The sequence below is a fragment of the Streptococcus periodonticum genome, from assembly GCF_003963555.1.
In the GTDB taxonomy this organism is placed as follows: Bacteria; Bacillota; Bacilli; order Lactobacillales; family Streptococcaceae; genus Streptococcus; species Streptococcus anginosus.
The window spans coordinates 413,008-435,819 of record NZ_CP034543.1; the positions used below are offsets into that span (position 1 = coordinate 413,008).

General features: G+C 38.5%; 24 protein-coding genes, 4 pseudogenes and 1 other annotated feature. Of the genes and pseudogenes, 25 read left to right on the plus strand and 3 right to left on the minus strand.

The annotated features are described in order from the left end of the window. Positions 1-20: 20 nt before the first annotated feature. Positions 21-656, minus strand: a complete 636-nt coding sequence (locus EHW89_RS02060; RefSeq protein WP_115233548.1) for a YigZ family protein — start codon at positions 654-656, stop codon at positions 21-23. 56 nt (positions 657-712) lie between these two features. Here EHW89_RS02060 and EHW89_RS02065 point away from each other — a divergent pair, with 56 nt between their 5' ends. The 10 genes from EHW89_RS02065 (at position 713) to trpB (ending at position 9,472) form a co-directional block, all read left to right on the plus strand. Then, positions 713-2,014 carry a DEAD/DEAH box helicase gene (locus EHW89_RS02065; RefSeq protein ID WP_126466534.1) on the plus strand — a complete coding sequence of 434 codons (1,302 nt, stop codon included), beginning with the start codon at positions 713-715 and terminating at the stop codon, positions 2,012-2,014. Further along, positions 2,011-2,676, plus strand: a complete 666-nt coding sequence (locus tag EHW89_RS02070; protein ID WP_049507482.1) for a ComF family protein — start codon at positions 2,011-2,013, stop codon at positions 2,674-2,676. The genes EHW89_RS02065 and EHW89_RS02070 overlap by 4 nt, the downstream gene beginning before the upstream one ends. Before the next feature lie 78 nt (positions 2,677-2,754). Beyond that, the gene (gene hpf, locus EHW89_RS02075) at positions 2,755-3,297 is read left to right on the plus strand and encodes a ribosome hibernation-promoting factor, HPF/YfiA family (RefSeq protein WP_003025754.1); all 543 of its coding nucleotides are present in this window, start codon (positions 2,755-2,757) and stop codon (positions 3,295-3,297) included. 187 nt (positions 3,298-3,484) lie between these two features. Further along, entirely contained in the window at positions 3,485-4,033 is a 549-nt protein-coding gene (rsmD, locus tag EHW89_RS02080; RefSeq protein ID WP_193552987.1) for a 16S rRNA (guanine(966)-N(2))-methyltransferase RsmD, read from the plus strand. Further along, positions 4,023-4,520, plus strand: coding sequence for a pantetheine-phosphate adenylyltransferase (gene coaD / locus EHW89_RS02085; protein ID WP_126466536.1), 498 nt, complete (start codon positions 4,023-4,025; stop codon positions 4,518-4,520). Before rsmD ends, coaD begins: the two co-directional genes overlap by 11 nt. Next, positions 4,501-5,556 (plus strand): SepM family pheromone-processing serine protease, encoded by a 1,056-nt coding sequence (locus tag EHW89_RS02090; protein ID WP_126466537.1) that lies wholly within the window; start codon positions 4,501-4,503, stop codon positions 5,554-5,556. Before coaD ends, EHW89_RS02090 begins: the two co-directional genes overlap by 20 nt. A 137-nt stretch (positions 5,557-5,693) precedes the next feature. Beyond that, a complete protein-coding gene (locus tag EHW89_RS02095) occupies positions 5,694-6,257 on the plus strand; it encodes a YutD family protein (RefSeq protein WP_126466538.1) in 564 nt (187 codons plus the stop codon). A 40-nt stretch (positions 6,258-6,297) separates the two neighbouring features. Continuing rightward, a complete protein-coding gene (gene rlmN / locus EHW89_RS02100; protein ID WP_024052079.1) occupies positions 6,298-7,380 on the plus strand; it encodes a 23S rRNA (adenine(2503)-C(2))-methyltransferase RlmN in 1,083 nt (360 codons plus the stop codon). Next, a complete protein-coding gene (locus tag EHW89_RS02105) occupies positions 7,373-7,903 on the plus strand; it encodes a VanZ family protein (RefSeq protein WP_126466539.1) in 531 nt (176 codons plus the stop codon). Before rlmN ends, EHW89_RS02105 begins: the two co-directional genes overlap by 8 nt. A 79-nt stretch (positions 7,904-7,982) precedes the next feature. Beyond that, positions 7,983-8,211, plus strand: a binding site (T-box leader). Between the two features lie 52 nt (positions 8,212-8,263). After that, a complete protein-coding gene (gene trpB, locus EHW89_RS02110; RefSeq protein ID WP_126466540.1) occupies positions 8,264-9,472 on the plus strand; it encodes a tryptophan synthase subunit beta in 1,209 nt (402 codons plus the stop codon). A gap of 160 nt (positions 9,473-9,632) precedes the next feature. Here trpB and EHW89_RS02115 read toward each other — a convergent pair whose 3' ends face one another. After that, complete coding sequence (locus EHW89_RS02115; RefSeq protein ID WP_126466541.1) at positions 9,633-10,292, minus strand: prepilin peptidase; 660 nt, start codon at positions 10,290-10,292, stop codon at positions 9,633-9,635. A gap of 153 nt (positions 10,293-10,445) precedes the next feature. Here EHW89_RS02115 and EHW89_RS02120 point away from each other — a divergent pair, with 153 nt between their 5' ends. From EHW89_RS02120 to EHW89_RS02130, 3 genes are all read left to right on the plus strand, one after another. Further along, positions 10,446-10,973, plus strand: coding sequence for a Dps family protein (locus EHW89_RS02120; RefSeq protein WP_003032411.1), 528 nt, complete (start codon positions 10,446-10,448; stop codon positions 10,971-10,973). 273 nt (positions 10,974-11,246) lie between these two features. Next, positions 11,247-11,471 carry a YqgQ family protein gene (locus EHW89_RS02125; RefSeq protein WP_003025724.1) on the plus strand — a complete coding sequence of 75 codons (225 nt, stop codon included), beginning with the start codon at positions 11,247-11,249 and terminating at the stop codon, positions 11,469-11,471. Further along, positions 11,465-11,845: a rhodanese-like domain-containing protein gene (locus EHW89_RS02130; protein WP_018543647.1), complete on the plus strand. Its 381-nt coding sequence runs from the start codon at positions 11,465-11,467 to the stop codon at positions 11,843-11,845. The genes EHW89_RS02125 and EHW89_RS02130 overlap by 7 nt, the downstream gene beginning before the upstream one ends. A gap of 20 nt (positions 11,846-11,865) precedes the next feature. On the opposite strand, the gene EHW89_RS02135 is transcribed toward EHW89_RS02130, so the two are convergent. Beyond that, entirely contained in the window at positions 11,866-12,591 is a 726-nt protein-coding gene (locus EHW89_RS02135; RefSeq protein ID WP_003032391.1) for a 16S rRNA pseudouridine(516) synthase, read from the minus strand. A gap of 177 nt (positions 12,592-12,768) precedes the next feature. Here EHW89_RS02135 and typA point away from each other — a divergent pair, with 177 nt between their 5' ends. The 12 genes and pseudogenes from typA to EHW89_RS02185 all read left to right on the plus strand — a co-directional run bounded on the left by typA (position 12,769) and on the right by EHW89_RS02185 (position 22,812). After that, on the plus strand, positions 12,769-14,610 hold the full coding sequence (gene typA / locus EHW89_RS02140; RefSeq protein WP_126466542.1) for a translational GTPase TypA: 1,842 nt from the start codon (positions 12,769-12,771) through the stop codon (positions 14,608-14,610). 64 nt (positions 14,611-14,674) lie between these two features. Beyond that, entirely contained in the window at positions 14,675-14,959 is a 285-nt protein-coding gene (locus tag EHW89_RS02145) for a DUF3165 family protein (protein WP_126466543.1), read from the plus strand. Between the two features lie 73 nt (positions 14,960-15,032). After that, a complete protein-coding gene (gene murD / locus EHW89_RS02150; protein WP_126466544.1) occupies positions 15,033-16,385 on the plus strand; it encodes a UDP-N-acetylmuramoyl-L-alanine--D-glutamate ligase in 1,353 nt (450 codons plus the stop codon). A gap of 1 nt (position 16,386) precedes the next feature. Then, positions 16,387-17,457 carry a UDP-N-acetylglucosamine--N-acetylmuramyl-(pentapeptide) pyrophosphoryl-undecaprenol N-acetylglucosamine transferase gene (locus EHW89_RS02155; protein ID WP_126466545.1) on the plus strand — a complete coding sequence of 357 codons (1,071 nt, stop codon included), beginning with the start codon at positions 16,387-16,389 and terminating at the stop codon, positions 17,455-17,457. Then, entirely contained in the window at positions 17,454-18,515 is a 1,062-nt protein-coding gene (locus EHW89_RS02160) for a cell division protein FtsQ/DivIB (RefSeq protein ID WP_126466546.1), read from the plus strand. Before EHW89_RS02155 ends, EHW89_RS02160 begins: the two co-directional genes overlap by 4 nt. A 122-nt stretch (positions 18,516-18,637) precedes the next feature. Continuing rightward, positions 18,638-19,844: pseudogene (gene ftsA / locus EHW89_RS02165) on the plus strand (cell division protein FtsA); the annotation flags it as partial. After that, positions 19,823-20,023: pseudogene (locus EHW89_RS09650) on the plus strand (cell division protein FtsA C-terminal domain-containing protein); the annotation flags it as partial. The pseudogenes ftsA and EHW89_RS09650, both read left to right, overlap by 22 nt. An 18-nt stretch (positions 20,024-20,041) precedes the next feature. Continuing rightward, positions 20,042-21,316 (plus strand): cell division protein FtsZ, encoded by a 1,275-nt coding sequence (gene ftsZ / locus EHW89_RS02170; protein ID WP_003025701.1) that lies wholly within the window; start codon positions 20,042-20,044, stop codon positions 21,314-21,316. A gap of 1 nt (position 21,317) precedes the next feature. Further along, positions 21,318-21,989 (plus strand): YggS family pyridoxal phosphate-dependent enzyme, encoded by a 672-nt coding sequence (locus EHW89_RS02175; protein ID WP_022526343.1) that lies wholly within the window; start codon positions 21,318-21,320, stop codon positions 21,987-21,989. A 9-nt stretch (positions 21,990-21,998) separates the two neighbouring features. Further along, positions 21,999-22,082, plus strand: a pseudogene (locus EHW89_RS09655) (cell division protein SepF); the annotation flags it as partial. A 96-nt stretch (positions 22,083-22,178) separates the two neighbouring features. Then, a pseudogene (locus EHW89_RS02180) lies at positions 22,179-22,544 on the plus strand (cell division protein SepF); the annotation flags it as partial. A gap of 4 nt (positions 22,545-22,548) precedes the next feature. After that, the gene (locus tag EHW89_RS02185) at positions 22,549-22,812 is read left to right on the plus strand and encodes a YggT family protein (RefSeq protein WP_003025694.1); all 264 of its coding nucleotides are present in this window, start codon (positions 22,549-22,551) and stop codon (positions 22,810-22,812) included.

Here is a 22,812-nt window from a genome sequence, read left to right on the forward strand (position 1 = left end):
GCGATAGCTTATGTTAATCGTTAGGATGAAGGTACCGGAACTTCGACTTTCCGCAATCCTCGATCAGTAATATCGACTTTTCCATTAAACAACTCAATTAACCCTTCTATCATGCTGTCCTTATCGTTTTTATCAACGAAAATGGTTGTTTGGACTTGTTCTGTAAAGGATGTATCTTGTTCTTGTAAATGGTTAGCTTTAAGAAAATTGGGTAATTCTTGATATTGACTGTAAGAGAGAGCGATCCTCAGTCCAAGTTGTTCTTTTATATGGACGATTCCGATTTCTTTGATAGCTAAAGCAACGTTGCCAGCATAAGCCCGAATGAGTCCACCCGCTCCTAACTTGATGCCCCCAAAATAGCGCGTCACGACAGCACAGACGTTGGTTAGTTGATGATTTTCTAAGACGCCTAACATAGGCACGCCAGCAGTTCCACTGGGTTCGCCATCATCGCTACTTCGCTTGATTTCGCTCTGCTCTCCTAAAATAAAGGCAGAGCAGTTGTGAGTAGCTTTGTAGTGTTCTTTTTTGACAGCCTGAATAAAATTTCGTGCTTCTTCCTCTGTTGTCACACGCTTAATGTGACAGATAAAGCGCGATTTTTTGATTTCTTCTTGGACTTGACCGTCCTCTTTGATTGTTCTAAATTCCATATCTTCATTTTACAAAAAAACTTTTATTTTGCCAAAGTTTTTCCGAATAAATAGATATGACGGAATTACAAGATTGTTTAGGTCGCATTTTTACCCAAAATCAACTGTCACCAGAATTGCAATTGCAAGCACAAAGCTTAGCTGGAATGGTAGAAGAGAAAGGAAAGTTAAGCTGTAATCGCTGTGGACAAGCCATTGACAAAGAAAAACACCAACTGCCAATCGGTGCTTATTATTGTAGGTCTTGCTTGATCTTAGGAAGAGTTAGGAGTGATGAAGAACTATACTATTTTCCACAGGAAGAATTTCCCAAAGCGAATGTTTTGAAATGGCAAGGAAAGTTGACAGCATTTCAAGCCAAGGTTTCTCAAGGACTTGTAGAGGCGGTTACCAAACGCAAAGATAGCTTGGTTCACGCAGTCACGGGAGCCGGAAAGACGGAAATGATCTATCAAGTGGTGGCACAAGTCATCAATCAGGGCGGAGCAGTCTGCTTGGCTAGCCCCAGAATTGATGTCTGCTTAGAACTTTATCGCAGACTGAAAGAAGATTTTGACTGTAACATTTCACTCTTGCACGGCGAATCAGAAGCATATTCCCGCAGTCCTCTCGTGATTGCCACCACACATCAGCTTCTCAAATTTTACCGAGCATTTGATCTTCTTATTGTTGATGAGGTAGATGCCTTTCCTTATGTGGACAATCCGATGCTTTATCATGCAGTTCATCAGGCAGTCAAAGTAGAGGGGACGAAGATTTTCTTAACAGCAACTTCCACAGATGAGCTGGATAAAAAAGTAGCTAAAGGAGAATTAACTCGTTTGAGTCTACCCAGACGTTTTCATGGCAATCCTTTGATTGTTCCTCGAAAAGTTTGGCTGGAAAATTTTCAAAAATACTTGAATCAAAAGAAGCTAGTTCCCAAGTTAAGGCAATTTATTCAAAAGCAAAGAAAAACAGAATTTCCATTTCTTATTTTTGCTTCCGAGATCAAAAGAGGGCAGGAGCTGGCAGAGATTCTTCAAAGCACTTTTCCTAATGAAAAAGTTGGCTTTGTAGCCTCGACGACTGAAAATCGGCTAGAAATTGTAGAGAAATTTCGTCAAAAAGAGATCACGATCTTAGTAACGACGACGATTTTGGAGCGTGGAGTGACTTTTCCTTGTGTAGATGTTTTCGTAGTGGAAGCCAACCACCGTCTGTTTAGTCGTAGCGCTCTGGTACAAATTGCTGGACGCGTTGGTCGCAGTATGGAGCGACCGACAGGCGAGTTAATCTTTTTTCATGACGGTGCGACTATGGCGATAGAAAAAGCGATTAAAGAAATTCAGGAGATGAATCAGGAGGCCGGTTTATGAATTCATGTGTTTTATGTGAAAATCCACTAGAAGAAAAGCTGAAATTCTGTGATTTATTGACCTTGAAGAAGCCAAAAGCAAGGACTTGTGATGACTGTTTTGAAAAATTTCAGCTCATTTCAGCGCAGCATTGCCCGAAGTGCTATCGTGAAGGGACATGCGAAGTCTGCATGGATTGTCAAGTATGGATAGAAAAAGGAAAAGAAGTTTGTCATAAAAGTTGTTTTGTATATAACGAAGCCATGAAAGACTTTTTCAGCCAATATAAATTTCAAGGAGATTATACTCTTTATTCTGTATTTACAGAAGTTTTGCAAAAGGAATTAAAAGGATACAGCGATTATACGCTTGTTCCCATTCCTGTAAGTGCCAAAAAGTATCAGACAAGAGGGTTTAATCAAGTGACAGCCCTTCTTGAGGGTACAAAGCTGCCATTTAAGGAAGTTTTAGAAAAGCATGATACAATTGCTCAATCAAGCAAGACGAGAGAGGAGCGCTTGCAAAGCCAGCAGTGCTTTAAAGTGAAAGACAATGTTCAAGTTCCGACAAAAGTTCTTTTGATAGATGACATTTATACAACAGGCTCAACCCTACAATTAGCCAAGGAAATTTTAGTGGAAGCAGGAGTGAAAGAAATTGTGACATTTTCATTGGCAAGGTAACAAAAAATTTGCAAAAAAATAATGAAAGCGTTATAATAAAATAAAGAAAAACAAAACGCTTAGAAAGAAGGTACTTATATGATTAAATATAGTATCCGTGGTGAAAACCTAGAAGTAACAGAAGCTCTTCGTGACTATGTAGTTTCTAAACTTGAAAAAATCGAAAAGTATTTCCAAGCTGACCAAGAATTGGATGCACGTGTAAACTTGAAAGTCTATCGTGAAAAAACAGCCAAAGTTGAAGTAACTATTCCACTTGGTTCTATCACTCTTCGTGCAGAAGATGTTTCTCAAGATATGTATGGTTCTATTGATTTGGTGACAGACAAAATTGAACGTCAAATTCGTAAAAATAAAACAAAAATTGAACGTAAAAACCGTAATAAAAAATCAACCAGTCAGTTGTTTACAGATGCTGTTGTTGAAGAAGCTGAAGCTGCACCTGCAAAAGTCGTTCGCTCCAAACAAATTGACTTAAAACCAATGGACTTAGAAGAAGCTCTTCTTCAAATGGATTTATTGGGACATGACTTCTTCATCTATACTGATGTAGAAGACAACACAACCAATGTTTTGTATCGTCGTGAAGACGGTGACGTTGGCTTGCTTGAAGTGAGATAATCAATCAATCCTCTGATTCATATCAGGGGATTTTTTATGTGGTCTGCAATCAGCTCGAGATAATTGCAAAAAACTGTATTAAAAATCATCATGTTTGAACTGCATTTCAAAAGTTAGACAGAAAAAACAATTGACTTACAGCTATCACAGAAGAAAAACTGATACATTCTTTAGAGATTTTGTTATAATATTCTTTATGAGAGTTGTTGCAGGGAAATATGGGGGGCGTCCTCTTAAAACATTGGAAGGCAAAACAACCAGACCGACGACAGACAAGGTTAAGGGAGCTATCTTTAATATGATTGGTCCTTATTTTGATGGAGGACAGGTTCTGGACTTGTATGCTGGAAGCGGCAGTTTAGCGATTGAAGCTATTTCGCGAGGCATGGTTTCGGCTGTTTTGGTTGAAAAAGACCGCAGGGCGCAAGCGATTATCAGCCAAAATATCAGTATGACTAAGGAAAAAGAACGATTTGAACTTCTGAAAATGGAGTCCAATCGAGCACTTGAATTGGTCACAGGACAGTTTGACTTGGTTTTGTTAGATCCACCCTATGCAAAAGAGCGGATTGCTGCAGATATTGAAAAATTGGTTGAACGAGAGCTTCTGAGCGATGATGTACTGGTTGTTTGTGAGACAGACAAGTCGGTGGATTTACCAGAAGAAATCGCAGGGCTAGGTATCTGGAAGCAAAAAATATATGGAATTTCAAAGGTGACGGTTTATGTCAGATAAAATTGGATTATTTGCGGGCTCTTTTGACCCGATTACAAAGGGGCATATTGACTTGATTAAGCGAGCTAGTAAGCTCTTTGATTGCCTTTATGTTGGTATTTTTTATAATCTTGAGAAAACGAGTTTTTTTAGTATTGAAGCGAAAGAAAAAATGATAGCAGCTGCTCTAGTTCATTTGGAGAATGTAAAAATTGTTACTTCTCATGATGAATTGGCAGTGGAAGTAGCTAGAAAGCTAGGAGTGACAACTTTTGTACGGGGATTACGTAATAGTCAGGATTTGGATTATGAGGGGAATCTCAACTTTTTCAATCATGAATTAGCACCTGAGATAGAAACCATTTTTTTGATAAGCAAACCAGCTTATCAGCATCTCAGCTCATCAAGAATTCGTGAATTGATTTCCTTTGAGCAGGATATTTCAAAGTATGTGCCCGAAAGTGTCATAAAGGAGTTAAAGAAACAATATGGAAAAATCAAGAAATAAATTTAAAAAATGGCCGATAATTGCAGTAGTAGGGTTGATTTTGCTTTTCTTATCTTTTGTAGTTCCCTTGCCTTATTATATTGAGGTGCCAGGTGGTGCAGCGGATGTCCGTCAGGTATTGCGCGTGGACAACAAAGAAGATAAGGAAAAAGGTTCTTATAATTTTGTAACGGTTGGAATTCAGCATGCGACCTTCGCTCATTTGGTTTATGCTTGGCTGACACCCTTTACGGATATTTATTCGGCGAAGGATTTGACTGGTGGAACTTCTGATAAAGAATACATGCGGATCAATCAGTTTTATATGGAAACGTCGCAAAACCTAGCTAAATACCAAGGGTTGAAAAAAGCTGGCAAAGACATTACTCTGAAATATCTAGGGGTTTACGTCTTGCAAGTCACAAAGAATTCTACTTTTAAAGGTATTTTAAATATTGCAGATACCGTGACAGGTGTGAATGATAAGACTTTCAATAGTTCAAAAGAATTGATAGACTATGTCGGCGCGCAAAAGATTGGCAGCAAGGTCAAGGTGAACTATGTAGAAGACGGTCAGAAGAAGTCTGCTACAGGTAAAATTATTAAACTTGAAAATGGGAAAAACGGGATTGGCATTAGTTTGATTGACCGAACAGAAGTCACAAGCAACACACCAATTGAATTTTCAACTGCCGGTATTGGTGGACCAAGTGCGGGCTTGATGTTTAGTTTGGCAATTTATACGCAAATTGCAGATCCAACATTGAGAGACGGCAGAAATATTGCTGGGACAGGTTCGATTGACCGCGAAGGAAAAGTTGGCGACATTGGTGGGATTGACAAAAAAGTTGTTTCAGCAGCTAAAAATGGCGCAGAAATTTTCTTTGCGCCAAATAATCCAGTTACCAAGGAAGCTAAAAAAGCTAATCCTAAAGCGAAAACCAACTATGAAACAGCTTTGGAAGCTGCTAAAAAAATTAAGACTAATATGAAAATTGTACCCGTGAAAACTTTGCAAGACGCCATTGATTACCTCAAGAGCACAAAGAAGTTGTAAAAATAATTCAATAAAAGAGCAAGTTAATGATAGAAATTTGACTTTGCTCTTTTCTTCTTTCCCTATTTCAACTATCAAAAACACTTCTTTTTATGGTAAAATAGGTTTAATACAAGAATAAATGATAAAGGATGACTATGCGAAAAGAAATTGCACCTGAATTATATAATTACAATAAATTTCCTGGACCAGATTTTCGGCAAATAGGAACAAAAGTGTTGACTGAGACAATCGAATTTGATTTGGTGGACAACTACAAAGAAGGTTTTGATGTCACAGCTTTTAATCAGCGTTTTTCAGATATTTTAACAAAATTTGATTATATTGTTGGCGATTGGGGCAACGAGCAATTGCGTTTGCGTGGATTTTATAAAGATGACAAGGCAAATGAAAGTGAAGAAAAAATCAGTCGCTTAGAAGATTACTTGTTAGAATACTGCAATTATGGCTGTGCTTATTTTGTTTTGGAAAATTTACAGCCGCGTCGTGCATCGTTTGATAAAAAATCACATCACAAGAAAGAAAGTGAGAACAAGCCACGTCGTTCTAAACAAGCTCGCTCCTATAAAGAAGAGCAACCCAAGCGAGAAAATCGCCAGCGCAGTAAGAGACAAAATCAAAAGCAAAGAGCAAGAAAGCAAAGTTCAACGAAGCAACAACAAACAAGCAGCCAGCGCCACTTTGTCATTCGTCAAAAATAGTGTATGGAATGGGGTTTTGTAACGAAATGAAGGAGAAAAAATGAAACCATCGATTTATAGCTTGACCCGTCAGGATTTGATAGATTGGGTAGAAAGTCAAGGAGAAAAGAAATTTCGAGCCAGCCAGATTTGGGAGTGGCTTTATCGCAAACGGGTTCAGTCTTTTGCAGAAATGACAAACATTTCAAAGGGGTTATTAGCAAAATTAGAAGATGAATTTGTTGTCAATCCACTGAAGCAACGAATTGTGCAGGAATCGGCTGATGGAACAGTCAAATATCTCTTTGAATTGCCAGACGGTATGTTGATTGAAACAGTTCTCATGCGTCAGCACTATGGTCTGTCGGTCTGTGTAACTACTCAGGTTGGCTGCAATATTGGCTGTACTTTTTGTGCCAGCGGGCTGATTAAAAAGCAGCGTGACTTGAATAATGGGGAAATTATGTCTCAGATTATGCTGGTGCAAAAATATTTTGATGAGCGTGGACAAGGTGAGCGCGTCAGCCATATTGTTGTTATGGGGATTGGCGAGCCTTTTGATAACTATGACAATGTTCTCAAGTTTGTGCGAACTGTCAATGATGACAAGGGGCTGGCTATCGGAGCTCGTCACATTACGGTTTCCACTTCCGGTCTAGCACATAAAATTCGTGATTTTGCAAACGAAGGAGTGCAGGTTAATTTAGCTGTTTCTCTTCATGCACCCAATAATGAATTGCGCTCCAGCATTATGAAAATCAATCGTGCCTTTCCAATTGAGAAGTTATTTGCGGCAATTGAATATTATATTGAAACGACCAACCGCCGAGTGACCTTTGAATATATTATGTTAAATGAAGTCAATGACGGAGTAGAGCAGGCATTGGAATTAGCTGAATTGCTCAAAAACATCAAAAAGCTATCGTATGTCAATTTGATTCCTTACAATCCGGTTAGCGAACATGATCAATACAGTCGCAGTCCCAAAGAACGTGTAATGGCTTTCTACGATACTCTAAAAAAGAATGGTATTAACTGTGTTGTTCGTCAAGAGCATGGAACGGATATTGATGCAGCTTGCGGTCAATTGCGCTCAAACACCATGAAGCAGGACAAGGAGAAAGCTCTTACCAAGCATGCTTAAATTGAACAATCTATTGAAAACAGATGGTGAATTAACCGTTAAGGGATGTACTTTTCTTACTTGGGGAAGCATTTTCTACATTTTATTATTATGTCTAATGTGTTTTCTCCCTCAAGTGCCAGAAAAGGGAATGGAGACGCCGGGGATTCAGCAGTTTGGTCGTGTCGTAGTCCTTCTCATTCCTTTCAATTCTTTTGTCAATCTTGGGCAAATTACTTCTCTACTTCAATTGATTAAGGTTTTCGTGCAAAATGGGATGAATGTTTTTCTGCTTAGCCCACTGATTTTTCAACTTCTCTGGCTTTTTCCTAAGTTGAGGAGCACTAAGCGTGTGCTATTTGCCAGTTTTGCAATAAGTCTTTTTATCGAATGTACGCAGATTTTGTTAGATATTTTAATTGATGCCAATCGTGTTTTTGAAATAGATGATTTATGGACAAATACATTAGGCGGATATCTGGCTTTTCTATTGTATAAAACTTGTGTCAGCCATTGGAAAGATAAGTTTCTGACTTCTAAGTAAAAATAAGGGTTATTGTTCGGATTTAGGATGCTTTTTCACTATTTTATTGACAGAATGGTAGAAAAACTCTATAATAATGCTCAAACATCAGAAAAGTAGTAAATTGATACTTCCAGAGAGCTTGTGCTAGGTGTAAACAAGTAGTAGATATCTATGAAATGGGCTGATGTAAATGATATGAATTTGAAACAATAAAAATTCGGTGTGCACACCTTACAGTACAGCTTGTTGATAGACAAGATAGAGATATGCGGATAAGGTATACTTTTCCCATAATTGAGGTGGCACCGCGCTCATACGCCCTCACACAGTTTTTGTGTGGGGGCATTTTGTTGTTTAAATTCAAGAATACTAAAGATTGTGAGGAGGCATCATGGTAGAAATAAAGGATATTTTGGTCAATTTGGTGGTAGCTTTGTACCGAAACCGATTCAAGTTTTATTAGACGAGCTAGAGGGGACATTTGAAAAGTATAAGAAAGATCAAGAATTCCTAGCAGAATATCATCGTTATTTAGCAGATTATGCAGGTCGAGAGACACCGCTTTATTTTGCAGAAAGTTTGACGGACTATTTAGGAGGTGCAAAAATCTATCTCAAACGAGAAGACTTGAATCATCTAGGTTCTCATAAATTAAACAATGTTTTAGGGCAAATCCTCCTAGCAAAACGGATAGATAAGACCAGAGTTATCGCAGAGACTGGAGCTGGTCAACATGGAGTAGCAACAGCTGCAGCGGCTGCTAAGTTTGGCATGAAATGCGATGTGTATATGGGAGCAGAAGATGTGGAACGCCAGCGATTGAATGTTTTCCGAATGGAAATGATGGGAGCAACTGTCCATGCGGTCGAAACAGGGACTAAAACATTAAAGGATGCGGTAGATGCTGCTTTTGCTGCTTGGATGACAGATTTAGATGCTTTTTATGTCCTAGGTTCAGCTGTTGGTCCTCATCCTTATCCAACGATTGTGCATGAGTTTCAAAAGGTCATTAGTCAGGAATCCCGCCGTCAAATTCTAGATAAGGAAGGTCGCCTACCAGATTATATTATTGCCTGTGTCGGCGGAGGTTCTAATGCAATTGGAGCATTTTCTGAATACGTGGCAGATAAAGAAGTCAATTTAGTTGGTGTTGAAGCAGCTGGTCATGGCTTGGATACAGACAAGCATGCGGCTACAATGGCTAAAGGCTCCATTGGAGTTGTCGATGGCATGAAAACGTATGCTGTATTTTCAGAAGATGGTCAGGTAGCTCCTGTTTATTCTATTTCCGCTGGATTGGACTATCCGGGAGTTGGTCCTGAACATGCCTTTTTTAAAGATTCAGGTCGAGTTGAGTATGTGGCTGCAACAGATGATGAAGCGGTAGATGCACTGTTATTGTTGACGCGAAAAGAAGGGATCCTTCCTGCCATTGAAAGTTCCCACGATATTGCAGAAGCAGTTAAACGCGCGCCTCGATTGAGTAAGGACAAGATTATTATCGTCAATGTATCTGGGCGCGGCGATAAAGATGTAGCCGCTATTGCTGACTATTTAGAAAAAAGAAACATGAAAAATCAAGAGTGAAATAGACGATCATGATTGCTGGTACATTATTCCCCAAAAATTATGAAATCTGGGAAGATTATGTCTAAAAACTAAAATTTGAAAATTGTAATCATCGCTCTCTTATTTCGAGAATCTGGATACATCCATCCTAGCCTCATGATAGGATGTCATTCTAATTTTATTGAAGTAACAACTCATACATAAGTAGAACAATCACTCCAATCAAAAGACAGGGAACGAAAGCTATCCTGTCTTTTCTCTTTTTTAAGCAAAAGAGACATAAGCCTACTAAGCTGGCAATTTGAATCAGCCAAAGAATCTCTGTCAACTTGAAAATAGTTGAACAAGAAGCTAGAAAAAGAAAATCTCCTGCACCGATACGCAAATCAACGAAATGAGCCAAAATTCCAAGAGCTAAAAAAATAGTCATTAGAAGATTAAAACCTACCAAAAATAGGAGAAGAAGATGAAAGAACAACCAAATGAGGATAGGATATTCCTGTTCTCTTTGATCATAAAGAGCTAGTGTAATTCCCATTATGAGCAAGACAAGTTGGCTGATAGTTAAGTAGCTTAAGGAAGTTGCGAGAAAGAGTAAACTACCTACCAACTCTAATATCAAGTAGCGAATGGGAATTTTTGACTGACAAAACCGACAGCGCAGTCGATTGATAAGCTGTGAAAGGACAGGGACTAAATCACGAGGTGCTAATTTCTGCCCACAAGCATTACAATGACTGGAAGGAACGATAATGGACTGTTCAGGAAAGCGATCAACAACCAGCCCTAAAAAAGAAGCCACAATGCTTCCAACCAAGAAAAAATAAAAATGAATCATACTTTTTTATTCGCAAATAATTCTAAAAAATTGCAACTTTTCTAATAAAAGAAATTTCTGAGTTCAATCATTTGACTTTCTTATTTAGAAACATTATAATTAAACTATAATCAAAAAGATTAGAATCATTCTAAATAAAAGCGAGGTAGGATAATGGTTAATCTAAAAAATGAAGCAGCAAAAGATGTTGCAACTTTCTCAAGTGTTGAGTCTTTCAGTAAGTCTCTTCCCAAAACAAAAGCAGTTTTAAACCAAGTGGTAGCGGATTTATACACCGCTCACATTGCTCTTCACCAAGTACATTGGTACATGCGTGGAGCTGGTTTTATGGTTTGGCATCCTAAGATGGATGAGTACATGGAAACCTTGGATACGACTTTGGATGAAGTAAGTGAACGTTTGATTACTTTAGGTGGAACGCCGTATTCAACTTTGAGTGAATTTATCCAACACAGCAATATTGAAGAAAAAGAAGGAAAATTCAGTAAGAATGTTGCAGAAAGTTTGGAACGTGTCATCGAAATCTTCCGTTACTTGGTAGGTCTCTACCAAGAAGCTCTGGATGTAACGGATGAAGAAGGAGATGATGTGACCAACGATATTTTTGTCGGTGCAAAAGCAGAACTTGAAAAGAATATCTGGATGTTAACAGCAGAAATCGGTCAAACTCCGGGTTTGTAAGTAAATTTTTGAGAGTAGAAAATAAATTTTTAAAATCTTTTAGAATTTAAGATAAGTTTAAGGAGGTGGCGTTATACTAACATCATCAGATGAAGACCTCCTAACTTTATTTGATAAAAATCCTAAACTTTTCTTTTTCATAATAATCTCCCTATAAGAGTCGCCCAATCGGCGGCTTTTTTGTTGTTTTTGAGCACTTGAAGAATGTTTTACTTACAAAATGAGTTCTTTTCAACCTTGAAATATTCCTAAAATTCTGGTAAAATAAGCCTCATGAAAACACTTTATGATGTGCAGCAATACCTCAAAAGTTTTGGCATTATTATCTATATGGGTAAGCGCTTGTATGATATTGAAATGATGAAAATTGAGTTAGAGAGGATTTATGATGCGGGCTTGATAGAAAGAATGGACTATCTAGAAGCTGAGCGGGTCTTGCGAAAGGAACATCAGTTGGAGTTACAATATTTGAAGAAGAATGAGGAGAAAACATGTTAAACTGGATTTTATTGGCAATTATTGTTGGAACGTTAGGCTGGATGGGCTTTAACTATATTCGTGTTCGTCGTGCGGCTAAGGTAGTAGACAATGCAGAATTTAGTGATATGATTCGTCAAGGTCAGTTAATTGATTTACGAGATCCAGCCGATTTTCGTCGTAAACATATTTTAGGGGCACGAAATATTCCGTCACAGCAATTAAAAACAAGCTTAGGAGCGATTCGTAAGGACAAGACTGTTTTACTATATGAAAATAGTCGTGGACAACGTGTGATGAATGCAGCTATTCTATTAAAAAAACAAGGTTATCAAAATATTTACATCCTCTCTACAGGACTAGATGGATGGAAAGGAAAAATCAAAAGTGAGTAATCCAAGCGGGTTGCTCACTTTTAATAGCTTTTTTCTAGATAGTGCCTCACTATTTCGAGTTCTGCTTGGTTCAATACTCGGTATTCTCCTGTGGCTAAGTTTGGGTTTAATTCAAAATCTCCGAAATGCGTTCGTTTAAGAGAAGTAACTTTGACACCAACAGTTAAAAACATCTTTTTGATTTGGTGAAATTTTCCTTCAGAAATAGTGACAGTAGCACTGCTTTTGTTTGAGCTAGAAGAATGAATTGTAAGAGTAGCTGGTTTACAACTTGTTCCGTCAAGAAAAACGATGCCCTTTTGAAAGGATTGCACTGCTTGGTCGTCTAGGGGACCATTAACTTCAACCTTGTATGTTTTTGTGACATGATATTGAGGATGAAGCAATTGAAAACCGAGCGGACCATTGTCAGTGATTAACAGCAATCCGCAGGTATCTCGATCGAGTCGCCCGACAGAATATAACTTATCATTGAAATCTTCAGGTCTAATGAGATCTAGAACCGTTTGGGATTTGGCATCGGAGTTAGCTGTCACGACACCAAGGGGTTTATTCATCATAAAATACTGATGAGGCTTGCCCAGAACAGGTTGTTCCTCTATCATAATCGTCTGCAAGCCTGTATCAACATTTTGACTAAGTTTTCGAGCAGGACAGTCATCTACCAAGATTTTCTTTTTTAGGAGAGCTTGCTTCATCTTTTTACGACTAATGTGAGCTTGAGCTAGTAGAACATCTAAACGCATACAGTTTCCTTTGTTTTTTTCTTATCATATCATAATTTTGCAATAAAGAATGTAAATAAATTTGTCGGACATTGATTTTCTAATGAAAACATTTACACCCAGTTTAACTGTGTTTTTTACTGTAATCTGTGGTATAATTGTTCAGTTAGAAATAAAACTTAAGATTTAGAGGATAAAATGACAAAATTAAGAGAAGATATTCGCAATATCGCTATTATCGCTCACGTTGACCACGGGAAAACAACGCTGGTGGACGAATTATTGAAGCAATCACATACTTTGGACGATCGAAAAGAGTTGCAAGAACGCGCAATGGACTCCAACGATCTTGAAAAAGAACGCGGAATTACCATTCTTGCTAAGAATACAGCTGTTGCTTACAACGGTGTTCGTATCAATATCATGGACACTCCAGGACACGCGGACTTCGGTGGAGAAGTTGAGCGGATCATGAAAATGGTGGACGGGGTTGTTCTGGTTGTTGATGCTTATGAAGGAACTATGCCACAAACTCGTTTTGTGTTGAAAAAAGCACTCGAGCAAGATTTGGTGCCGATTGTTGTCGTTAATAAAATTGACAAACCGTCTGCACGCCCTGCAGAAGTGGTGGATGAAGTCTTGGAACTTTTCATCGAGCTGGGTGCAGATGATGACCAACTGGATTTCCCTGTCGTGTATGCTTCTGCTATCAACGGAACGTCTTCTATGTCAGACGACCCTGCTGACCAAGAGCATACCATGGCACCGCTTTTTGATACCATTGTTGATCATATTCCAGCACCAGTGGATAATTCAGACGAGCCGCTTCAATTCCAAGTTTCTCTTTTGGACTACAATGACTTTGTAGGTCGTATTGGGATTGGTCGTGTTTTCCGCGGAACGGTGAAAGTTGGAGACCAAGTGACGCTTTCTAAACTAGACGGCACAACGAAAAACTTCCGTGTCACCAAGCTATTTGGTTTCTTTGGATTAGAACGCCGTGAAATTGACGAAGCCAAAGCAGGTGATTTGATTGCCGTGTCTGGTATGGAAGATATCTTTGTTGGTGAAACGATTACTCCGACAGATGCAGTAGAACCATTGCCAATTCTTCACATTGACGAACCAACGCTGCAAATGACTTTCTTGGTGAACAATTCACCATTTGCTGGTCGTGAAGGAAAATGGGTGACATCTCGTAAGGTTGAGGAACGCCTGCAAGCAGAATTGCAAACGGACGTTTCGCTTCGTGTGGATCCGACTGACTCACCAGATAAATGGATTGTGTCAGGTCGTGGAGAATTGCACTTATCAATCTTAATTGAAACCATGCGTCGTGAAGGCTATGAGTTACAAGTATCGCGCCCAGAAGTTATCGTCAAAGAAGTGGACGGTGTGCAATGTGAGCCATTTGAGCGTGTGCAAATTGACACCCCAGAAGAATACCAAGGTTCGGTTATCCAAAGTCTTTCTGAGCGCAAGGGTGAAATGTTAGACATGGTGGCTACCGGAAACGGACAAACACGTTTGATTTTCCTTGTGCCTGCGCGTGGCTTGATTGGATACTCAACTGAATTCCTTTCTATGACGCGTGGTTACGGGATTATGAACCATACCTTTGACCAATATCTACCATTGATTCCAGGTGAGATTGGTGGACGCCGTCGTGGAGCTCTCGTGTCAATTGATACAGGAAAAGCAACGACTTACTCTATCATGTCTATTGAAGAACGTGGAACTATTTTTGTCAATCCAGGTACAGAAGTCTATGAAGGAATGATTATTGGTGAAAATTCACGCGAAAATGACTTGACGGTCAATATTACAAAAGCAAAACAAATGACTAATGTACGTTCTGCAACGAAAGATCAAACAGCAGTTATAAAAACACCTCGTATTTTGACATTGGAAGAATCACTCGAATTTTTGAATGATGACGAATACATGGAAGTGACACCAGAATCTATCCGTTTGCGGAAACAAATTCTTGATAAAAATCAACGTGCCAAAGCTGCTAAAAAGAAAAAATCAGCTGAATAATGAAAGAATGATTTGCTTTGCTGTTAATATATGAAAGAAGTGGATAGGCTAGAAAGGAGCAGAAATGTTTTATTTGATCTTTGGAATTCTCATTCTATTATTTTACATTTTTGCTACTCCGCAAAGCATTAAAGGGACTTTAAATGTAGTAGTTTTAGTGATTGCTCTAGTCGCTTTTATCATTTTATTAGGATTGGCAGTATTTCAGATTTTTCAATTACCGTCTAAATTTTTCGTAGGAATTGCAATGATTGGCGTAGCATATTTTTCTCTACGTGATATTTCAAAATTGTCACAAAAAGATAGAAAAGTATCGTTTCGCTCAAAACTTCGTAACAGACAAGAATAAAAAGCCGTAAAGGCTTTTTTATTTTCTGAAAAAAAGGTAAAATAGATACAGAAGAATTAAAAAGAGGCATGTTATGAAGCACATTATAAATTTTGCAAATAAGAAAGTTTTAGTTTTAGGCTTGGCCAAGTCTGGTGAATCCGCTGCTCGTTTACTAGATAAGTTGGGAGCGATTGTCACAGTGAATGACGGAAAGCCATTTGAGGAAAATCCTGCTGCTCAGTCTCTTCTTGAAGAAGGCATCAAAGTAGTAACAGGTGGTCATCCTTTGGAACTCTTGGATGAAGAATTTGAACTAATGGTCAAAAATCCTGGTATTCGTTACGACAACCCTATGGTCAAGAAAGCATTGGAAAAGGAAATCCCAGTCATCACTGAAGTTGAGTTGGCTTATTTGATTTCAGATGCTCCAATTATTGGGATTACGGGTTCTAATGGAAAAACAACAACAACGACGATGATTGCGGAAGTCTTGACTGCAGGTGGTCAAAGTGGTCTACTTTCTGGAAATATTGGTTTTCCAGCCAGTCAAGTTGCAACAACTGCAACCCAAAATGATACTCTAGTTATGGAGTTGTCTTCTTTCCAACTCATGGGTATTGAAACCTTTCACCCAGAGATTGCAGTGATTACCAACTTGATGCCAACTCACATTGATTATCATGGCTCTTTTGAAAATTATGTGGCGGCTAAATGGAACATTCAAAAAAATATGAGCAAATCTGACTTCCTCGTATTGAATTTCAACCAAACATTAGCGAAAGAGCTGGCTGCAAAGACGCAAGCGACCGTTGTACCATTTTCAACGACAGAAAAGGTAGACGGCGCTTACTTAGAGGGAAACATGTTGACCTTCCGTGGAGAGCCTGTTATGGCAGCAGATGAGCTTGGCGTTCCGGGAAGTCATAATGTTGAAAATGCCCTCGCAACTATTGCAGTTGCGAAACTGCGTGGCATTGAAAAACAAGTCATCAAAGAAACTTTGGCAGGTTTTGGCGGTGTTAAACATCGTCTCCAATATGTCGGTGAAATCAACCATGTTAAATTTTATAACGATAGCAAATCCACAAATATTCTTGCAGCGCAAAAGGCTTTGTCTGGTTTTGACAATAGCAAGGTTATCTTGATTGCTGGTGGACTGGACCGTGGCAATGAATTTGACGAATTGGTGCCAGATATTCAAGGATTGAAGAAAATGGTTATTCTTGGAGAATCTGCAGCACGTGTCAAGAGAGCAGCAGATAAAGCAGGTGTTAGCTATATGGATGCTGCTGATGTGAAAGATGCAACGCAAAAAGCTTTTGCTGAAGCACAAGCAGGTGACATTGTTCTTCTCAGCCCGGCTAATGCTAGCTGGGATATGTATCCGAATTTTGAAGTCCGTGGCGATGAATTTATTGCAACATTTGAAGAATTAAAGGGTTAAGATGAAAAAGATTGTATTTACAGGTGGAGGGACGGTTGGTCATGTGACTCTAAACCTTTTGCTCATTCCAAAATTCCTAGAAGCAGGATGGCAAGTCCACTATATTGGTGATAAGCATGGGATTGAATACCAAGAAATCCAGAAGTCGGGGTTGGACATCGCTTTTCATTCTATAGCGACGGGGAAATTACGACGTTACTTTTCTTGGCAAAATATGTTAGATGTATTCAAAGTGGCTTGGGGCATTTTGCAATCTTTAGGAATTATGTTAAAGGTTCGTCCGCAAGCTCTCTTTTCTAAAGGTGGTTTTGTATCAGTTCCTCCTGTCATTGCAGCTCGCTTAGCTGGGATTCCAGTTTATGTACATGAATCAGACCTCTCTATTGGTCTAGCAAATAAAATTGCTTACAAATGTGCGATAAAAATGTATTCTACTTTTGAACAAGCCCATGCGTTGACAAAAATTGAGCATGTGGGAGCTGTGACAAAAGTAGGAGAAAAAACAACTACTCCAAATGAGCAGATTCAAGCGATTCGGCAGCATTTTGATGAAAACCTTCCGACACTTCTGTTTGTTGGTGGATCAGCGGGAGCAAAGGTTTTTAATGATTTTGTAACGGCAAATAAAGTAGAGCTAACTCAGCATTATAATATTATCAATTTATCAGGCGATGCTAGTTTAGACGAATTATCAAGTCATCTCTACCGGGTTGCTTATGTGACTGACCTTTATCAATCGTTGATGGACTTGGCGGATATCGTTATCACACGTGGCGGTTCTAATACTATTTTTGAATTGTTGGCTATGGCAAAACTCCATGTAATTGTTCCTTTGGGACGCGAAGCAAGTCGCGGCGATCAGATTGAAAATGCGGATTATTTTGTAAAAAAAGGCTATGCTAAAAAATTAGATGAGCCTCAACTGAATTTAGAAAATCTTCAAAAAATGATTGCAGAGTTGCTTGAACAGAAAGCATTTTATGAAGAAAACATGAAACAGTCCCACGAAATAAAATCGTTAGATGAATTTTATAACCTTTTAAAAAATGACATGGACAAAGGAAGAAAATGACAAAAAAGAAGCAAGAGGATCAGAAAGAGCAAGAAACAGAAAAACTTTCTGAGTGGCAAAAAAGAAACAAGGAATACCTTGAAAAAAAGGCTCAAGAAGAAGCTGAAAAAGAGAAAGAACTAGCAGAGCAAAAAAAGCAGCATTTGCCAAGTTCTGAAAAAGAGAATGTCGAAAAGAATGATGAAAATACAGAAGAAGTGACAGCGGATACTCAAGAGAACGAGTCAGAGGAGGCAGAAAAGCCTACCGAGACAGAAACTTCTGAGGAAGAACAAGATGAGCCTCTTGATAAAACAGACTTGAGAAAAAAGAAGAAAGCAGAACGCAAACAAGCTAAGCAGGAAGCAAAAGAGACAAGAGAAAAAATCGCTTCTCGCCATATCTACCGTGCTTTGCCAGTATTGATTCTAAGTTCTATTTTGTTAATTTTAGCTGTTTATTTTATAAGCCCCTATTCAAAATTAAAGAATATAGAGGTGACGGGCAATAAACAGCTTTCAAAAACAGAGGTGCTGGATGCTTCTAGTATTCAAAAAGAGGATTACACCTTGACGACATATTTAAGTCAAAAGGCACATGCTAGAAATATTAAATTGTCAAGTCTATGGGTGAAAAAAGCAGAGATAAGTTACCAATTTCCAATTACATTTAAAATAAAAGTAACAGAATACACGGTTGTTGCTTATGATTATTCTGGGGAGCAGTATTTCCCAGTATTATCTAGTGGAGAAGAAATTGCTACTCCAGTTAAAAAATCACAGTTGCCAAAAAGTTATATAACACTTGATTTTTCAGATAAAGCAATGCTTAAGAAATTTGTGCAACAATTATCAGGTATTTCTAATACAATCAAATCAGAAATTCAAACGGTTCAGCATACACCGAGTAAAGCGACTGAGGATTTGCTGACAATCACTATGACAGATGGAAATAAAATCTTAGTTCCTTTGTCAGAAGTAGCTAAAAAACTACCTTATTATGAAAAAATTAAACCACAATTGACGGAAACAAGCGTTGTGGATATGGAAGCGGGAATATTTAGTTATAGAAATAGCTAAAATAATGCAGAAAATCTACCCAATTTTTATTTTTTTATGTTATAATATGCTTTGAATAACTATACTTTTTTGATAGTTAAATTGATAAGTGAGAAACTTGGTAGATAGAGAGGAATGGTCTAATGGCTAGAGATGGCTTTTTTACAGGATTAGATATCGGAACAAGCTCCATTAAGGTCTTGGTAGCAGAACATGTAAACAATGAATTAAACGTAATCGGAGTTAGTAATGCAAAAAGTGCTGGCGTAAAAGATGGTATCATTGTAGATATCGAAGCAGCAGCAAGTGCTATAAAATCAGCAATTTCACAAGCAGAAGAAAAAGCAGGAATTTCCATTAAGTTGGTGAATGTTGGTTTGCCTGCTAACCTGTTGCAGATTGAAGCAACACAAGGTATGATTCCTGTGACAAGTGAAACAAAAGAAATTACAGATACAGATGTTGAAAACGTTGTGAGATCTGCTTTGACAAAAAGTATGACTCCAGATCGTGAAGTTATTACCTTTATTCCAGAGGAATTCATCGTAGATGGCTTCCAAGGAATTCGTGATCCTCGTGGAATGATGGGCATTCGTTTAGAAATGCGTGGACTTCTCTACACAGGACCACGTACCATTCTTCACAATTTACGAAAAACAGTTGAGCGTGCAGGAGTTCAAGTTGAAAATATTATCATCTCTCCGCTTGCTATGACCAAATCTGTTCTAAATGAAGGCGAACGTGAATTTGGTGCAACTGTTATTGATATGGGTGGAGGACAGACAACAGTTGCTTCTGTCCGCAACCAAGAATTGCAATTCACTAATATCTATCAAGAAGGTGGCGAATACGTCACAAAAGACATCTCAAAAGTTTTAAAAACTTCTAAAAAACTTGCCGAAAGTTTGAAGTTTAATTACGGAGAGGCTTATGTACCGGCTGCTAGCAATGAGTCATTCCAAGTGGAAGTGATTGGAGAAGTGGAGCCAGTTGAAGTAACAGAGCGCTATTTAGCAGAAATTATTTCAGCACGTGTTAAGCATATCTTTGAACAAATCAAGCAAGATTTAGAAAGAAGACACTTATTAGAACTTCCAGGTGGACTTGTTATTATTGGTGGTGGTGCAATTTTACCAGGTGTGGTGGAATTGGCGCAAGAAGTTTTCGGTGTTCCTGTTAAACTATATGTACCAAATCAAATCGGTATTCGTAATCCAGCTTTTGCTCATGTCATTAGCTTATCAGAATATGCTGGAAATCTGTCTGAAGTGGATGTTTTAGCACAAGCTGCCGTTCACGGTGATGAACTTCTGCGTCATCAACCGGTTGAATTTTCTCGTCCGACTCAACAAACTCAGTCGTTCAATCCGTTGCAGCGCTTTACTCAGCCGCAACAAACAACTGTGACTCCGATTGCTGAACCAGCAGAAGAAGTTGAACGTCCCGAACCACTTCCGACACAATCTCAACAACCAAAAGAAAAATTGACAGATCGTGTTCGAAATCTACTTGGCAATATGTTTGATTAAAGGAGAAGGTAATACATTATGACATTTTCATTTGATACAGCTGCGGCACAGGGAGCAGTAATTAAAGTTATTGGTATCGGTGGTGGTGGTGGTAATGCCATTAACCGCATGATTGATGAAGGAGTATCAGGCGTTGAATTTATCGCTGCCAATACAGATGTGCAAGCTCTGAGTGGCTCAAAAGCAGAAACAGTTATTCAGCTTGGACCAAAGTTGACTCGCGGCCTAGGTGCTGGAGGACAGCCTGAAATCGGTCGTAAAGCGGCTGAAGAAAGCGAAGAAGTGTTGACAGAAGCTCTTACGGGAGCTGATATGGTCTTTATTACTGCTGGTATGGGTGGTGGCTCTGGTACAGGTGCTGCACCAGTTATTGCTCGTATTGCAAAAGGTCTTGGTGCCTTAACTGTTGCAGTTGTTACTCGTCCGTTTGGCTTTGAAGGAAGTAAGCGTGGTAACTTTGCGATTGAAGGAATTAATGAACTTCGTGAGCATGTAGACACACTTCTTATCATTTCAAACAATAATTTACTTGAAATTGTTGATAAGAAAACTCCTCTTCTTGAAGCATTGAGCGAAGCAGACAATGTCCTTCGTCAAGGTGTACAAGGAATTACGGACTTGATTACAAGCCCAGGACTTATTAACCTTGACTTTGCTGATGTAAAAACCGTTATGGCAAATAAAGGTGATGCTCTTATGGGAATCGGTATTGGTAGTGGCGAAGAACGTGTTATTGAAGCTGCACGTAAGGCTATCTATTCACCGCTTCTTGAAACAACGATTGATGGAGCTGAAGATGTCATTATCAACGTTACAGGTGGTCTTGATATGACCTTGATTGAAGCAGAAGAAGCATCAGAAATCGTCAATCAAGCAGCAGGTCATGGTGTTAATATTTGGTTAGGTACTTCTATTGACGACAGCATGAAAGATGAAATTCGTGTGACAGTTGTTGCAACGGGTGTTCGTCAAGAAAAAATTGATCGAGTAAGTGGTGTTCGTCCAGTTGCTCAACAAAATTCTTATGCAGCTGGAACTCGTGAAAATCGTAATTCTAGAGGAAGCCAAGGTTATGACCGTAACTTTGATTTGACTGAAAATCTTGAAGTTCCAAAGCCAAGTCGTCAACGGACAGAAGCGCCACAGGCTTCAGCATTTGGTGATTGGGATTTGCGTCGTGAAAATATTGTTCGCTCAACAGATGCGAGTGCTGCACCAGCTGTAGAGCGTTATGAAGACACTAGTTCTGATGACGATGAATTAGAAACACCACCTTTCTTTAAAAACCGTTAAAATGGATTTAGAAAAGAATACATATCAAGTTTTGGAAAATGTAGCGCAAGCTACTCAAAAAGCTAATCGCTCAAAAAATTCAGTAGAAGTAATAGCTGTCACCAAATATGTTGACAGCTCTACTGCTAAAGAGCTAGTTAAAGCAGGAATTCATCATATCGGTGAAAATCGAGTTGATAAATTTCTAGAGAAATATCAGGCTCTGAAAGATGAACGTGTAACTTGGCACTTAATTGGTACACTTCAAAGGCGGAAAGTGAAAGACGTCATCAATTATGTTGATTATTTCCATGCCTTAGATTCCGTAAAATTAGCTCAAGAAATCAATAAAAGAGCTGAACATATCATTAAATGCTTTTTACAAGTAAATATTTCCAAAGAAGCCAGTAAACATGGTTTTGCTATAGAGGAAATTGATACTATTTTACCTGAGCTAGAAAAACTTGAAAACATCCAGATTGTAGGTTTGATGACAATGGCACCGATTGAAGCAGATGAAGCGGAATTAAATGTCATTTTCCAACAAGCCTATCAATTACAGCAAAGATTACAACGTAAACAGTTACCTAATATGCCTTTTACTGATTTAAGTATGGGAATGAGCCGTGATTATGCAATAGCTATTGCAAATGGTTCGACTTTTGTCAGAATTGGTACCGCATTTTTTAAATAGGAAAGTATTATGTCTCTTAAAGATAGATTTGATAAATTCATTGATTACTTTACGGAAGATGGTGAAGATGCTGGCGTTCAAACGCCTGAGCTACCACTACGTGCGAGTAGTCAATCTGTAACACCTACTAAAGAAAGAACAGTACACACAGCGAGTAGTTCTGTACAATCTTCTACAAGGTCAGGAGCAAATGAAAACATCACTCGTCTTCATGCGCGCCAGCAAGAATTGGCACAACATCGCACGATTTCAGATGACAAAGTGACCATCAATGTTCGTTACCCAAGAAAATATGAAGAAACAACTGAAATTGTTGATTTGTTAATTGTTAATGAAAGTATTTTGATTGATTTTCAATATATGACAGAAGTGCAAGCTCGTCGTTGTTTGGACTATTTGGATGGTGCTCGTTATGTGCTTGCAGGAAATATAAAAAAAGTTGCAAGTACAATGTACCTTTTAACACCAATCAATGTTATTGTAAATGTTGAGGATTTAAAATTGCCTGATGATTTGCAAAGTGGCGAATTTGATTTTGATATGAAACGTAGATAAAAACATGGTTTGGATTGTAAATATACTTTATAATTTGGTAAGAGTGTATTCATTTATTTTAGTGGTGTATGCTCTCTTATCTTGGTTTCCGGGTGCCTATCAAACATCACTTGGTCAATTGATTCTGCGGATAGTAGAGCCTGTTTTAAAACCATTTCAACGTTTCAACCTACAATTTGCTGGGATTGATTGGACGGTTCTTGTTGTTATCTTTCTTCTGAATTTTGTTTCTGGCATCATTTTGAATGCCCTTTTGCTTTTAGCTTAA